Here is a 15,264-nt window from a genome sequence, read left to right on the forward strand (position 1 = left end):
CAAAACCAAATGTTCTGTTACCAATGTGAACAAACAGCCAAAGGAACAGGCTGCACCGTCGCAGGAGTCTGCGGCAAAACACCCGAAGTCGCCAACCTCCAAGACCTCCTAGTATACAAACTTAGAGAACTCAGCCAACATGCACTCCAAGCAAGAAAAACAGGCTGGACAGACAACAAAGTCGACGCGTTCGTATGCGAAGCACTATTCGCCACGTTAACTAACGTGAACTTTGACCCAGAAGCAATCGTAGCTTACATAAAGAAAACAGCTGAACTCCACGAACAACTACACAAACAAACTAACGTAACTGTCCCGCATACGCCGCTTGAAAGCACAATCGAGGGGTTAGTTGCACAAGGCAAACAACACGGCATAAACTCTGACCCAACCATAAACCCAGACCTGCATTCGCTGCAGTGGCTACTCACTTTTGGACTTAAAGGAGTCGCCGCCTACACCTACCACGCATACCTACTGGGCAAAAAAGACCAAAAAGTCTTCGACTTCATCTACGAAGGCTTAGCCGCCCCGCTGGACAAGGCTCTGGGCGTAAACGAATTTGTCAGTTTAGTCTTCAAATGCGGAGAAATCAACATCCGCGCCATGGAGCTGCTGGACGCAGGCAACACCGAAACCTACGGCCACCCCGTCCCCACCAAAGTGCCGCTTGGTCACAAAAAAGGCAAAGCCATCCTTGTCTCAGGACACGACCTCATAGACTTAGAACACATACTAAAACAAACCGAAGGCAAAGGCATCACAGTCTACACACACGGCGAAATGCTCCCCACCCACGGCTACCCCAAACTCAAAGCGTACCCACACTTCTACGGCCACTATGGCACAGCATGGCAAAACCAACAGAAAGAATTCGCCCAGTTCCCAGGCGCCATCCTCATGACCACCAACTGCATCCAGCGCCCTGTCGAAAGCTACAAAGGCAACATCTTCACCTCAGGCCCCGTCGGCTACCCAGGCGTCACCCACATTGAGGGCAAAGACTTCACACCAGTCATCAACAAAGCACTCGAATTGCCAGGGTTCCCAGATGATGTGGAAGGCAAATCAGTTCTTGTCGGATTCGGCAGAAACGCAGTCCTAAGCGTAGCAGGCAAAGTCATAGAGTCAGTCAAGAACGGCCACATCAAACGCTTCATCCTTGTCGGCGGATGCGACGGAGCTAAACCTGGACGCAGCTACTACACCGAATTCGTAGAAAAAGCACCCAAAAACACCATCATCCTAACGTTGGCATGCGGCAAATTCCGCTTCTTCGACAAAGAACTCGGCACAATCGACGACATCCCACGACTCCTCGACATCGGCCAATGCAACGACGCCTACAGCGCAGTAAAAATCGCCATGGCACTCGCAGACGCATTCAAAGTCGGCGTTAACGACCTACCGCTCTCGATGGTGCTATCATGGTATGAACAGAAAGCTTGCGCTATATTGCTGTCGCTGCTGTACTTGGGCATAAAAGACATCCGCATCGGACCCAGCCTCCCCGCCTTCATCACACCAGGCATCCTAAAAGTGCTCGTCGAAAAATTCAACATCATGCCCATAAAGACAGCAGACGAAGACCTCGCAGCCATAATGAAGTAAAACAAGAGTGCCTAAACGGCACTTCCCCACTTTTGTTTTTCAGTTTTAGGTTTGATTGAAAAAAGAAGATTGAGCCGATTCATCAGCAGTTTTGGGTTGCAGTTTCTTAATTAGCCAAGCCATGTTCTTGCCCAAAGTCGCCATCGTCTCCAGCCCATCCTCATCCATTTCAACATCACCCTTGTTTAACCCCACACCCACGTTCCAGTAGGACGAGCCGGGGATTATCATTTCGCTTATGAGGAAAAAGTTGTTTATAGCATCAAACGTTGGAATGGCTCCCGCCCTGCGAACCGCAACAACTGCAGCACCCACTTTACGCCTAAACAAGTAATCATTCGCCATGGCAACGTACCCCGCGCGGTCGATGAACGCCTTCAACTCGGGGGTCATCATCGAAAAGTACGTCGGGGAACCAAGGATTACGCCGTCGGCTTCAGCAATCTTTTTGATGTATTGGTTGATGTTGTCGTTTACTATTTTGCATTCTTTGTTTTTGAGTTTCCAACAAGTGCCACAGGCCATGCAGCCGTGGATTTGTTGGCCGCCGAGTTGGATGAATTCTGTTTGGATTCCTTCTGCTTGAAGTTCTTTAAGGACATGATTGATTAAAGCGGCGGTGTTTCCGTCTTTTCTTGGGCTTCCATTAAACGCAACAACCTTCACTGTAAAACAACCCCTCTAACACTTAATCAGATTAGGAGATAAAAGAGTAACGTACAAGACTATTGCGGCTTGTTAAACCTGCGAACCAAAACGAAAGTCACTACTGCAACCAACGCTGCACCTGCAATAAAGGTCAACCACTGCATCGGCAAAGCCTGGGTTGCCTGTGTCGTGGGGGTTGGTATCTGCGCGGGGTTTGTCATCAGTGGATAGCGGTCTTGGTTTTGAACATCAACCACGTAGGCGGTGTCGCCGATTCCGTCTTTGTCTGCGTCGGTGCCGTTGTAGTCACTCCAGTAGTTGCCCTCTCTACCGTTATCCCACGCGTGTGGCTCCTCGTTTTCGGGGTAATCTTCGCAGAAGCAGCCGTTAATCTGTACCTCGTTCTCGACAAAACCGTTGTGACTGATGTGGACGTCTAAGGGGATTAACTCATTTTCTCCGTTGAAACCAAAGAATAGGCCTTGCTTATTGTATGCAAGGTAGTTGTTGGTGACAGTTGTGTTTGAACCTGACAACATTATACCCAAGATGCTCTCTGAAACTGCACAATGGGTTACGGTGTTGTTTTTTGTCCACATGTACATGCCGATGCTAAAGTTCTTAACGTTGAGGTTTTGAATTGTTATGCCTTCCACTGTTTTCCCGCCTAAATCCACACCGATTATGTACTCAGCAACTAAATCTGGTGACTGATTGGGACCGTTACCGACTACCCACACGTTTACCTGCGACCCATTGTAAGGACCACTTAACGTGTAGCCTGCACCGTCGAGTATAATGTTGCTTTTCTGGATTTTTACTGTACCGTAGATGTTGTCTGTAAAAGTGTAAACTTCGCCGTTGCGTGCGATAGGTGCGTCGGCGGGTGTAAAGCTGCCGTCCGGTCTGATTATGATGTTTTGCATGACTGTTTGTTGTTGCTGACTTGCTTGAGGGGATTCTGTGAAGACAAAACCTGCCAGAAGGGACACAGCCAAAATCGCAACCGCAACAACTACAACTACTTTTTTCTGCATTGTCATATCTCTTTTACTCCAATTTTAGTGTGTCAGATTTATTTAACCAGTTCCTTGATGTGGCAACTTTCTTGCCCAAAAGCTTAAGTTGCAGGCAATCCTCCTGTGGGCACATCTCTACACAACGCAAACAATAGATACACTGCGAGTTGGCTACGTCCCCGCCCTTCTTTTCGTAAACATCTTTAACTTGGGTCGGGCAAACACGTTTGCAAATGCCACATTTGGTACATTTCTCCTCAACCTTGTTCAAGCGTACACCTGAAATCCACTTAAACGGAGGAAAACGGTTGAACAAAGCGATTAACGCGCCCAGCGGGCAAATTTGGCACCATGAACGCCTAAAGAAGAACGCTGCAATGCTGACGATTGCCAAAATGATTAGGTTAGTTGAGGTCAAGTAGAAACCTACTTCAAAGAACTGACCTGTTGTATTCTGCACCAGCCACTCGGGTCGCATTAAGCCGACACTGGATTCCGCTAAGAGGCATAACGGTTTCATGGGGCACACTTGGCAGAAGGGCGCCGAGAAGTAGGTGTAGATGTAGCCACCCCGTTCGGTTCCACTAACAAGTTGAGTGCCTGTCAGGGCTTGGGAGGCGAAAACTACGCTGAGAATTACTGTAAGCGCCAAGATAACGTAGCCTAATTGGTGGAATCGTTCATTAAACCGTTCTGAGAACGCTCTACGCTTGATTTTTAGCGCCTTACGCAGGCGAGTCATCAAATCCAAGTACAAACCAAAGGGGCAAACCCAACCGCAGAAAACCTTCCCCAATAAAATCGCCGCTATGATGATTATGCCGAAAACCACCGCCAACCTAAGTACCCCCTCTGAAGCGTAATGTACACCCCAACCGCTCCCTACATCAAAGAACGGGTAAATGTAGGCTTGAATTTGCCACAAAGCGCAGGTTCCAATTCTACCACAGGGATAGTAACAACTATACAGGGGCAAAGGAAGCCCGTCAGGCATATCGACACCTAAAACGTTGGTTGCTATGTCTAATTCGTGGGTTGAAATCTGCGCGGCTGGAACTGGGTAATTGTAGTGGTCGATGAATATGCCGAAGAAGATAACAAAGATTAAACCAATCTGAACAAAAGTCCTGATGGCAGTGATTTTTCGTGTCTGATTTTTGGTCCCAAAATAGAACACAGCCGTGCCCAAGCTTAGGAAAACTGCTGTGACGCCTATGACAGAATAGTTAGGCTTATAGTTTAAAGCTACACTGGGAGTTGGAAGCGGCGCATCAGGGTTCTGGGGATCCGTGACTTCAGCGAATAATCGGTCACATATGTGGCCGTCTATGGCAAAAATGTTCCAATACCCCACCATGTCAAGCTTCTGAGTAACTGTGAAGTTCCCCGTGACCGGATCAGTCAATACGTATTGTTCGATGTAGGTGTAGTCTGGGCGAGTGAAAGCAAACCGTACAGTCTTGTTTTCAGCGGCAGGACACACTTTGCCCGTGCAAGTCACAGTTTCGTTTAGGTTGACTTGTGTGCGGTCAATATCTGCGGTTATGTGTGGACCGTAACAACTGCTGGCGGGTTCGATGCTTTGGATGCTCAAAAAGCAGGCGGCAATCAGAACCGCAACTGATATGCAAAGAATCCCTCGCCGTTTACCAAGCACCCCAACCATGCCTGCCCACACCCACCCTTCGGTTATGTTGCCATATAGCTTTTTTCGTTAAGAAACCTTGACAAAGAAGCGGTTTTGTTTGTCAACGTTTATTGACTAACCCTCTTAAAAGGTCAGGAAATATATACAGAATATTAAATAGGGATATTTCGTAAATTTTAAAAACAAAGACAACAAATAACGGATGATACCACTTGGCTGACGCCGTATCCATCGCCCTAACCATAAGCGCTCTCATAGTCCTGATTGGGTTTACCGCGAACTTTCTGTTCAAAAAAACAGGTTTACCCGACATGCTCATACTAATCTTTCTGGGCGCCCTCTTCGGTCCAGCCTTAGGCGTCTTCGACCCAACAAGCGTCAAAAGCTTTGCCCCCTTCATCGCAGCCCTAGCGTTAGCGTACATACTATTCGACGGCGGCATGGGCTTAAACATAAAACGTGTCCTATCAAGCAGCCGCAAAGCACTTTTGTTAGCTGTTTTGGGTTTTGTTTTCAGCGTAATAGGCGTGTGCATTTTCACTGTTGTCGCTTTCGGGGTGCCTCTAATCTATGGTTTGCTGTTTGGAAGCATATTCGGCGGCAGCAGCTCCATCGTAGTCATTTCATTAACATCTAAAATAAAACTAAGCGACCAAGGATCCACGATTCTTATCCTAGAATCAGCAATAACTGACATACTCTGCGTTGTCATCAGCTTATCTATTCTAGATGTAATAGTTACAGGCGAAGCCAACCTACTCGCAATAGGGTTAGGCATAACGGGAAAGATTCTGATTGGACTCATCGTTGGCTTAATCGCAGGTTTCGTTTGGCTTTTTGCACTAAAAAAAGTGCTTGCGATGCCGTTTTACTATATGTTGACGTTAGGAATTGTCTTGCTAGGTTACGCCGTCTCAGAAAGCATAGGAGGCAGCGGGGCATTAAGTGCATTGGTCTTCGGTTTAATCTTAGGCAACGAACGAGACATAGTCAAATTAACACGTTACCTAAAACCAACGGATGAAAAAGTCACTCTCTCAGTAAGCAAAGGTCTAAAACGGTTTGAATCAGAAATCGCTTTCCTCATTCGGACTTTCTTTTTTGTTTTCTTAGGCATAATCTTCTCATTTTCCACAGTCTACATCTTCTTGATGGGCATCTTACTCTCAGCAGTACTTTTTATAACCCGATTCGGAGCCGTCTGGATAACAACCGCCAAAAGTAGCCTCAAAAAAGAGCGCTCCATAATGACGTTTGTTCTAACTCGGGGGTTAGCTGCGGCTGTGCTTGCAACATTACCTACACAGTATGGGTTGATGTATGCTGATCTGTTCATCAACGTCGCAGTCGTGGTAATCATAACTACGGCGGTTCTCGCAACCGTAGGCGTTTTTGCTTTAGGCCGCAAAAAAGAACCCGCCCAAAATCATCGAGGGATAGCTCAAGAAGAAAACACAGAAAACGACAACGGCGACTGAGCAAGCAACTAAAATACGCGTCCATTCAACTTACAAGTTTTTTGAAGTATTATCTAGTTACGAATTTCTCCACGACAAACACGCAGCCGCCCATAATTTTCCTTGCTATCCGAGTTTATATAAGGGAGGGGAGAGGGCGGCAGAGACGTCGCGTGTCCCCGCAGATTCAGATATGAATTTGTATGCACCCCTTTTAGGTGCTCTATAAAAAATCAGACCCCTCAAGGTACCCAACTAAACTGAACAACTTGCCGAAGTCGCCACAACAAGTCTGTAATGCGCCATATTTGCTGACGTTAAATCGGATGTTTCTGTCATATCCTTTGGGTATAGTTGAAATTAGCGAGCGGGTCACATCAACAACCAAAAGAGCGCCCACTAACAGAGCATTAGTCAAGGTGGTACGCTTCTTCGCCATGTTGGCTTAAATCCAAACCTTCGTCCTCCTCTTTTGCACTTACACGCACAGGCGAGAACAAATCAACAAACCGCAACAGCAAATATGAACCGACAAAAGAGAAAACAGCTACCACAACGACAGCTAACACTTGTATGCCCAACTGAGCAGGGTTACCGTAGAATAATCCTTGAACCGCAGGGTTAACTGCGGCTGTTGCAAACAACCCGACAGCGACTGCCCCGATTATGCCGCCAACACCGTGGCAAGCAAATACGTCTAAGGTATCGTCTATTCGGGATCTGCCTGCTCTCCAGTTAGCGACCAAATTTGAGATCACACCTGCAGCGAGACCGATGATAACTGCAGCAGTAAATGATGTAGCCTGCAGCCGCGGTGACCGCTGCTATACCACAGACTGCACCTACTGAGATGCCGATAGCGGAAGGTTTCCCCTTGATCACCCAATCCAGAATCATCCAACTGACAGCCGCGGCTGCAGCAGCCAAGTTGGTTGCGATGACAGCTGAAACTGCGATGTCATCAGCGGCTAAAGCGCTGCCGCCGTTGAATCCGAACCAGCCAAACCACAATAAACCTGCACCTAAAATGACGTATGGGATGTTTGTGGGTTTGAATTCTGAGCCCATGGCGGGTAAGGCGGGTCCTTTTTGGTTTAATGCTCTGAGTTTGTCTTTCCAGTAAACGCAGCCTTTTCGTCTTCCCACGATTAATGCCGCCGCTAAAGCAGACATTCCTGCCGCAACATGTACAACTATGCCTCCTGCGAAGTCCCAGGCGCCTAAGACGTGAAGCCACCCGTTTGTGTTCCAGACCCAGTGTGCTATGGGGGAGTAGATTAAGGTTGACCATAAGAGCACAAAGATGAGTAGGGATTTGAAACGTATGCGTTCAGCGCATGCACCTATTATGAGTGCAGGAGTTATTGCGGCGAATTTGAGTTGGAACGCAAAAAACAAAACTTCAGGAATAACCGGAGCATAAAGTTCGTTTACATGGCTTATCGTTAATCCGTTTAAGCCCACAAGTGAGAGGTTGCCGATTAAGCCGTTTACGCTGGGACCGAATACGAGGCTGTAGCCCCAAAAGAACCAAACGAGACTGACTACTGCAAAGATGATTATGTATTGAACGAGTGTGGAGACGAGGTTTTTTCTTCTGACTAAGCCGCCGTAGAAGAAGGCTAACGCGGGGGTCATTAACATTACGAGTGCGGTGGACATGAGTAGCCATGCGATGTCTGCTGCGTTTTCCATTCTGTTCCCTGTATGTGGTTTATTGTTTCTCATTTTTACGCAAGCTTGTATTTAAACTATACATATGCATCGATTAAACAACTAAATTTGGATAAATATCCAATAATCAACGCTAACTCCACCCATTTATTTAACAAACATCCACAATAAAGAGATTAATCGAAAAATCGTTCAAAAACCTGCCAATAACAACACAAAATGTCAAAATTAAAAACAACACATATGTCAGAAAATCATCCATGATTAAAATCAGATAAAAAAACAAAAAGGAAAATTGGGATTAAGCTTTGGGCTTAATCGAGTTGGTATGCTTCTTCGCCGTGCTCGCTTAAGTCTAAGCCTGCATCTTCTGCTTGTTCACTGACTCTAAGCGGCGAGAAGACGTTCACCACTTTAAGCAATGCATACGAGCCGAAGAACGCAAACGGAATAACGACAGCGAGTGCACCGAGTTGGGATAGGAATTGCGCTACGTTTCCAAAGATTAAGCCGTTGACTCCACCGATTGCTGCTGAGGCGAATATGCCTGTAGCGATTGAACCCCAAATACCACCTACACCGTGACATGCGAATACGTCGAGTGTATCGTCTATTCGGGATCTGCCTGCTCGCCAGTTAGCAACTACGTTTGAGATCACACCTGCTGCTAAACCGATTATCATAGCTGCGGGGACGCTGACGAAACCTGCTGCAGGAGTGATGGCGACGAGTCCAACTACTGCTCCGATGGCTATGCCTACTGCTGAGGGTTTACCTTTGATTACCCAGTCTGATAGCATCCAACTGACTGCGGCGCCTGCTGCGGCCAAGTTTGTAGTGACGAGGGCTGAGACTGCTATGTCGTTGGCGGCAAGGGCGCTACCTGCGTTGAACCCGAACCAGCCAAACCACAGTAGCGCTGCACCGAGTAGTACGTATGGGATGTTTGTTGGTTTGAACGCTGGGGGTGGTGCGTCAAGTTTTTCCATGTGGCTCTTCCAAGGTATTGAACCGCCTTCCTTCCCAGTTGGACAAGCGGCACCTTTTCTTCGACCGACGACTAAGGCGGCTGCTAATGCGGATATGCCTGCTGCTACGTGTACGACGATGCCTCCTGCGAAGTCGATGGCGCCTAAGCCTTTTAACCAGCCGTCTGGGTTCCAGACCCAATGTGCAATTGGAACGTAGATGAGTGTTGACCATAGTACCATGAAGATGAGTAGTGATTTGAAGCGTATGCGTTCAGCGCATGCACCAATGATTAGTGCGGGTGTGATGGCTGCGAATTTGAGTTGGAAAGCAAAGAACAGCAGTTCAGGTATTTCTGTTGCGAGGGCTGTGTTGACGTCGCTTATGCCAAGACTGCCCAGGCCCAGTAATCCTGGGCTGAAGCCTATGAAGCCGCCGTAGGATTGTCCGAACACGAGGCTGTAGCCCCAGAGTGCCCAGACGATGCTTATGATTGCAAAGATGACGAAGCATTGTACGATGGTTGATACGAGGTTTTTTTTGCGGACTAGACCTCCGTAGAAGAATCCTAGTGCAGGGGTCATAAGCATGACTAGGGCGGTTGCGGTTATTATCCAAGCTATATCTCCTGATGCCATTTTTCATTTACCTCTTAACACTTGTTTAGTATTTTCATTATTTGTTGAGCATTTATCACACTTCTCGTATTTAAAAGTATCCGTTTGATTGTAAAAAAAACACATAATTGAATGCACGTTCTAAAAACAGTTAAAAAAAGCGCTAAACATTCACTAAAATCTAATGATAAAACAAAAAAATCAAAATTTATCCAAAAAATCACAAAAAATAAACTCAAACAAACACAAAAAAACCATAGAAAAACACAGCCATCCAATCAAAAAACAAAAGTTAAAACTAAACAACTAAAACAAAAAAAAGAAAACAGTTAAAGAGTCCGATATTTCCATTGACTCTTTCTAAGTGCATTTGTAATCTTCATCGCCAACAAAGAACTCACCAATGCAGCAACAACCAAAATACCAGCCCAAACAAAAACGCTTGGCATAAGCAAATAGTAGAAGATTGCAGCTAAAACAAGGAAGGTAAACAGGAATGAACCCCCATAAAGCACCGACGTATCGATGCTGGTAAGGGCACGCATAATTTTTTTAATTACAATACCCCGGTGTTTTTCAGCCTCTATTATTTCCCTAAAGTTTCGACCTTTTTTGTGAACCATATTGCTTTCAGACATACTATTTCTCCCTTTTCCTTAATTATCTTTATCATATCCAGAAAATCCACAGCAACACGTTCGCTGTAGCCACTGCAACCACCGATAGCGGCAACCCTATCTTGATGTATTCCTTGGTGCTTACTAGGCAACTGTTTTTCTCAAGCAGACCGCAGGCGAATACGTTGGTAGCTGCACCCATTGGCAAGATGTTTGCGCCGCTGCCTGTGCCGATAAGAGTGCCAAAGAGCAGAGGCCAAGCGCTCATGCTGGTGAATTGAGCTAACTGTTGGCATACGGGAATCATCAGAACCGTGTAGGCATTGGGGTCTATGAAGCAGGATAACCCGACTGATAACCAAACTACGAACACCAACAAGATGCTTGGGTTGTTTATGCCTAAGTTGATAACGGCTTGCGAGAAATCCATCAACAGCCCTGAGGTGGTTAGTGCGTAGATTACTCCAAAGATGCCTGCTAAGAAGATCAATGAATTCCAGTCGAATTCGATGAGCATGCGTTTGGCGTTTTTTCCACCGATTATCAAAGCCAGTAACCCCACTGCTACACCCACCAAACCTAAGTTTATGTCTAAGCTTGGAGCTAAAGCTAAAACTACTACTCCTGCAACGAAGAGAACTGAGGGGAGTTTTTTTGTTTTTATTTTTTCTGGTTCGAAGTCAATTTGTTTGGTCATTTTTCGAAATATCACAAGCAGTGTCAGTAATGCTGCAGTAACGCCGATTGCTGTAATTGCGCCTAAGCCCAGTCTACCTTGGAACCAGTAAAAATCTAGCGGTGTCAAACCTGTTTGTATGGCTAAAATGAGCGCTGGCGGGTCGGCAATCATTGTGGTTGTTGTAACCATGTTTGCAGATACACCGACGGATACGATGTAGGGGAATAGTGGGGAACCGAGTTTTCTGGCGATCTGTATGGCAACAGGTGCCATTAAAAATAGCACAGCTACGTTTGCCATGAATGCTGAGAGGAAAGCTGCTACTGAGCATATTGCCAATAGCGCGTATTTTTCAGTTTTTATGTGGGTGAGGATTTTGTTAGCTATGAACTCGGGCATTCGACTTTCTGAAAAGACGAATGAAACCATCATGAAGCCCCAGATGACTGCTAGAACGTCCCATTGTATGGCTTCGAAAATGGTGGCTTGCCACGATATGACTCCGATAAGGATTAGTGCGATTAAAGAGCCGATTGATACGTATGCAAGTTTTACTTTTCGGCTAAGGGCAAGCGCATAGCATGCTATGAATACGGGAAGAATTAGGATTTGGGCTTCTGTGGGTGACGTGGTTTACTCTCCTAGCTTTTTCCCTTTACACCCACTGATTTCAATATAAGCATAGTTGTGATTTGTTCATAACTTTTAAGAAATTGTAAACACTATTTCAATAATTTAGTGAATATGAAGATAAATTTCCAGATAATACACGCATTAAATGTACAAAAGAAAAGAAGAGGGGGTTGTAGCAGATTCCTTTTTGCTACTTCTGTTTTTCGTCCCCGGAAGGAGGAGTAACCCATTCTTTTGCTTCAGGTTTCATCTCAACTTCTGGGTAAGCACTAAAGCCATGTTCTGTCTTGTCTAAGCCTTCGATTTCCTCTTTGACTGGAGCTCTAAGACCAATGGTGTACTTTATTATGCCAAAGATCACTAAGCCCATGCCAAATGCGAAGCCAGCGCAGACTGCTGCACTTATTATCTGCGCAACCAACTGGTCTACACCTGCTGCGCCGTTGAAGAGGACCCCTTGTATGCCATATGTTCCATCTGCAAACAAGCCAACTGTGATTAGACCGAAGATACCGCCGATACCGTGGATACCGAATGCGCCGACTGGGTCATCGATTTTTAGTTTGCGTTCAACGAAGAAGTTACCGTAGATTGCCAATGGAGCTGCGATTAAGCCTATGATTATGGCCACCCAAGGTGCAACATAAGCACATGACGCAGTGATAGCGACTAAACCTGCTAGTGCACCACAACATACCGCTTGAATGTCTGGTCCTGTGAAGTGCTTACGGTCGAGGTAGCTGATTGCAACAGCCATCACACCACCTGCACCACCAGCTAGGTATGTGGTTACTGCAACGATAGGTGTCCGAAGATCCAGAGTCGTCAAAGTGCTACCAGGGTTGAAACCGAACCAGCCGAAGAAGAGAATCATTGTACCGATGACGATGTATGGAACGTTAGTGTAGCCAAAGCTCCGTGCTTTACCGTCCTTAGTGTATTTTCCAAGCCGAGGTCCAATCAGCCAACATGCAGCTAAACCTGTGAAGCCACCGACAGCGTGAACAACGCCTGAACCTGCGAAGTCAACTGCACCTAATTCTGCCAGCCATCCGCCACCCCAGACCCAGTGTCCGTAGATTGGGTAGATGAGGATGTTGATGAGCACAGCATAAAGGAGGTATGCTTTGAACTTCATTCTTTCTGCAACCATTCCTGCAACGATGGTCACTGAAGTGGCTGCGAAAACTGCCTGCCAGAAGAAGTACACCAGTGTTAATCCGTTGTAGGCATCGCCAGTTAATGCAAACCCACTCCAACCAATGAAAGCGTTTCCAGCGTCTAGACCTGGAAGAGTTGTGTAAATTGCTTCTCCTGCAGCGTCAAAACCTGTTGGGAAGGCTGCTCCTGAGCCACCGAACATCAAACCGAAGCCAACTAACGCAAAGACCACTACACCGACGGAAAGGTCGATGTAGCTTTTAGTCCAGTAGTTTACTTGGTTTTTCTGTCGTATGTAGCCTGCTCCTAAGAATGCGAAGCCGAGCTGCATAAACCACACAAGGCAGCCCATAGTGAGTGTCCAAGCGATGCTTACGCCTGTGCCTGTATCTGCCAGCGGGTTAGTGGTTTGTGCAAACGCTTGACCAACGCTCATTGCTAAGCATGTGACGAGTATGCCTGCGAGTATGAAAAATTTGCGTTTCATGAAGAGTGCTGAGTGTTTTTCTAATGCTTTTTGTGCCAGAGTTGTTGCTTTTGTTATTATCTGTATTTTTTTCATTTTTCCCTTTCACCATTTTTTTTAAACAACGGTTGGCAGGTAGCTAATATAAGCGTAGTTGTGATTTGTTCATAACTTTTAAGAAAAACTGAAAAAATTTACATCAAAATAGCAAAATAATAGATAAACACAAGAAAAAACAAACAAAGAGTTTACAGTCATCAAAAAAGCTACCAGATTTTTACCCCAAAATCCTCTTTGACCACATTAAGCGCAATGTTAGTCATCGTTTTCTTAATATGAGGCGTCACAAGCAAATCCTTAATCAAAGCATTCAAACTTTCCCGATCCTTAAGCTTAACAACCGCCACAATATCAAACTCGCCAGTAATCTCATAAACAGCAATAACATTTGCCATCTGCGAGAGATTCGTCGCCAGATTCTTGAGGTATCCCCCCTCAATCTGAAAGAAGATGACGACCGTTAAATCATAGCCTAACTTTACCGCATCCAAAAGTGTAGTGTACCCTTTAAGGAAGCCTTTGTCTTCTAGATTTTTAATCCGAGCGGCAACCATGACTCCGGACATGCCTAATTTGCTTGCGAGTTTTCTACAACTTACGCGACTGTCATCTTGTAGCGTAGTTAGGATTTGGATGTCTTTTTTGTCGATTTCTGTTTTTTGAGCTATTTTTGTTCTCAAGGTGGACCTTCTCGTTTGCTGTTTTTGTTTTCATCATGTTATGGCACGCTTGTTTCAGTCATTCATGGGTTTCCGTTCAGGATTAACGACTGTTCGGCAATTTCAGTCTTAACTGCACACATATAACTCACTTCTATTTAAAACTACCCAATTGAGTAGCATTAAAACAACAAACTACTCAATTGTTTAGCTAATCACCCCTAAAAAAGCCAAATCAGACTTTCACTATCGCAGCACAGAAAACTCCTTTAACCACAAAAAACAAGCCATAAACGCATTTGCACAAAAACCTTATAACGAAACAACCCTTCTTTGCCCCTCATAAGGCGACCACCATGAAATTAGGCTCACTAACCTTTCAACCCCACAAGCCTCAAGGCTTTGACTTCCACGTTTTCCGAATAAAACCCGAAACTGGAATACGGCTCAACCCGCAACCAGACATGCATAGCAACATAGCTGTATTTGCAGACACAGCAACAGGACAAACTCACCCCGACTGGATCTCACAATCACCATTAGGGCAAGCAAAGTTTGGAAACAACAACTTCAACCTCTACTGGAGCGTCCTTTGCCCAACACAACCAGACTACCGAGAAGAACAACTCAAATACATAGCCGAAGTCGACCGACAATCACAAGGAATATGGTTAAACAGTCACTACTTCGCCGACCACAGCCACTGCACTTGCCCACGCTGCCAAGACTTGTTCCAAAAAAGCGGCTTGAGTTGGGTTGAGTGGCGCCGCAAAGTAGTCACAGACTACATGGCGCAAATACGAGATGTAGTAAAAAAAGAACTCGTTTTAAGCCTCCAACCCGACCCCGTAAGTTCCTTGGAACGATACGGCGTAGACTTCGACGACTTCGCCAAATACGCCGACACCTTCAACGCAGTAATGTTCAGCAAAAACTACGCCACACCATGGTATTGGGAAATGCTGACACGCGCCTTCAAGAAACTACTCAAAAAGCCCTTCTACGTCAACTTTTACGTTTACGGCCCCGGCGACGCCCCACAAGACGTCCCAACGCCCGCTGAATTGCTGACTGTTACCGCAAGGTGCGCCAGAGTAGGCGGCGTTGACGGTTTTGTGTATTTGGCTGATGGACAAAACGAGATGGCTGCATTCCAGAAAGCCGCGGTCGCAAATGTTCCTTTAAGGGATAAGCTACGGACATTTGGCGGTCAACCAGTTCAAGAATTCTTGGACAGAGTGACTGAATGGGAGAAACTGGCCAAATAGCCCGTTCCGCTATGTTTTTTATCAACATACAACTAACCCATAACAGCAGCTGGGATCATTTACGGTAGATTTCATAGC

The 15,264-nt window shown here is 45.9% G+C and carries 14 protein-coding genes; 3 read left to right on the forward strand and 11 right to left on the reverse strand.

What is annotated here, in order from left to right; genetic code table 11:
- Positions 1–9: 9 nt before the first annotated feature.
- Positions 10–1,611 carry a hydroxylamine reductase gene (gene hcp, locus NWE96_02860; GenBank protein MCW3982917.1) on the forward strand — a complete coding sequence of 534 codons (1,602 nt, stop codon included), beginning with the start codon at positions 10–12 and terminating at the stop codon, positions 1,609–1,611.
- Between the two features lie 45 nt (positions 1,612–1,656).
- Here the strand turns inward: hcp and NWE96_02865 are convergent, their stop codons facing one another.
- Genes NWE96_02865 through NWE96_02875 form a run of 3 tightly spaced genes read right to left on the reverse strand, consistent with a single transcriptional unit; the run spans position 1,657 to position 4,944 of the window.
- Positions 1,657–2,277, reverse strand: a complete 621-nt coding sequence (locus NWE96_02865; protein MCW3982918.1) for a flavodoxin family protein — start codon at positions 2,275–2,277, stop codon at positions 1,657–1,659.
- 59 nt (positions 2,278–2,336) lie between these two features.
- Positions 2,337–3,302 (reverse strand): hypothetical protein, encoded by a 966-nt coding sequence (locus tag NWE96_02870; GenBank protein ID MCW3982919.1) that lies wholly within the window; start codon positions 3,300–3,302, stop codon positions 2,337–2,339.
- Between the two features lie 7 nt (positions 3,303–3,309).
- The gene (locus tag NWE96_02875; GenBank protein MCW3982920.1) at positions 3,310–4,944 is read right to left on the reverse strand and encodes a 4Fe-4S binding protein; all 1,635 of its coding nucleotides are present in this window, start codon (positions 4,942–4,944) and stop codon (positions 3,310–3,312) included.
- A 194-nt stretch (positions 4,945–5,138) separates the two neighbouring features.
- Between NWE96_02875 and NWE96_02880 the strand changes: the two genes are divergently transcribed.
- Positions 5,139–6,404, forward strand: coding sequence for a cation:proton antiporter (locus NWE96_02880; protein MCW3982921.1), 1,266 nt, complete (start codon positions 5,139–5,141; stop codon positions 6,402–6,404).
- 202 nt (positions 6,405–6,606) lie between these two features.
- Here the strand turns inward: NWE96_02880 and NWE96_02885 are convergent, their stop codons facing one another.
- From NWE96_02885 to NWE96_02920, 8 genes are all read right to left on the reverse strand, one after another.
- Positions 6,607–6,801, reverse strand: coding sequence for a hypothetical protein (locus tag NWE96_02885; GenBank protein MCW3982922.1), 195 nt, complete (start codon positions 6,799–6,801; stop codon positions 6,607–6,609).
- Positions 6,794–7,129 (reverse strand): hypothetical protein, encoded by a 336-nt coding sequence (locus tag NWE96_02890; protein MCW3982923.1) that lies wholly within the window; start codon positions 7,127–7,129, stop codon positions 6,794–6,796. The genes NWE96_02885 and NWE96_02890 overlap by 8 nt, the downstream gene beginning before the upstream one ends.
- Positions 7,119–8,078 carry an ammonium transporter gene (locus tag NWE96_02895; protein MCW3982924.1) on the reverse strand — a complete coding sequence of 320 codons (960 nt, stop codon included), beginning with the start codon at positions 8,076–8,078 and terminating at the stop codon, positions 7,119–7,121. Before NWE96_02895 ends, NWE96_02890 begins: the two co-directional genes overlap by 11 nt.
- Before the next feature lie 293 nt (positions 8,079–8,371).
- Positions 8,372–9,664 carry an ammonium transporter gene (locus NWE96_02900; protein MCW3982925.1) on the reverse strand — a complete coding sequence of 431 codons (1,293 nt, stop codon included), beginning with the start codon at positions 9,662–9,664 and terminating at the stop codon, positions 8,372–8,374.
- A 308-nt stretch (positions 9,665–9,972) separates the two neighbouring features.
- Positions 9,973–10,281, reverse strand: coding sequence for a hypothetical protein (locus tag NWE96_02905; GenBank protein ID MCW3982926.1), 309 nt, complete (start codon positions 10,279–10,281; stop codon positions 9,973–9,975).
- Positions 10,282–10,312: 31 nt separating this feature from the next.
- The gene (locus NWE96_02910) at positions 10,313–11,527 is read right to left on the reverse strand and encodes an SLC13 family permease (protein ID MCW3982927.1); all 1,215 of its coding nucleotides are present in this window, start codon (positions 11,525–11,527) and stop codon (positions 10,313–10,315) included.
- 235 nt (positions 11,528–11,762) lie between these two features.
- Entirely contained in the window at positions 11,763–13,295 is a 1,533-nt protein-coding gene (gene amt, locus NWE96_02915; protein ID MCW3982928.1) for an ammonium transporter, read from the reverse strand.
- A gap of 170 nt (positions 13,296–13,465) precedes the next feature.
- On the reverse strand, positions 13,466–13,939 hold the full coding sequence (locus NWE96_02920) for an Lrp/AsnC family transcriptional regulator (GenBank protein MCW3982929.1): 474 nt from the start codon (positions 13,937–13,939) through the stop codon (positions 13,466–13,468).
- 335 nt (positions 13,940–14,274) lie between these two features.
- Between NWE96_02920 and NWE96_02925 the strand changes: the two genes are divergently transcribed.
- The gene (locus NWE96_02925) at positions 14,275–15,186 is read left to right on the forward strand and encodes a hypothetical protein (GenBank protein ID MCW3982930.1); all 912 of its coding nucleotides are present in this window, start codon (positions 14,275–14,277) and stop codon (positions 15,184–15,186) included.
- The last annotated feature ends 78 nt before the right edge of the window (positions 15,187–15,264 follow it).

The sequence above is a fragment of the Candidatus Bathyarchaeota archaeon genome, assembly GCA_026014685.1.
Lineage (GTDB): Archaea > Thermoproteota > Bathyarchaeia > Bathyarchaeales > Bathycorpusculaceae > Bathycorpusculum.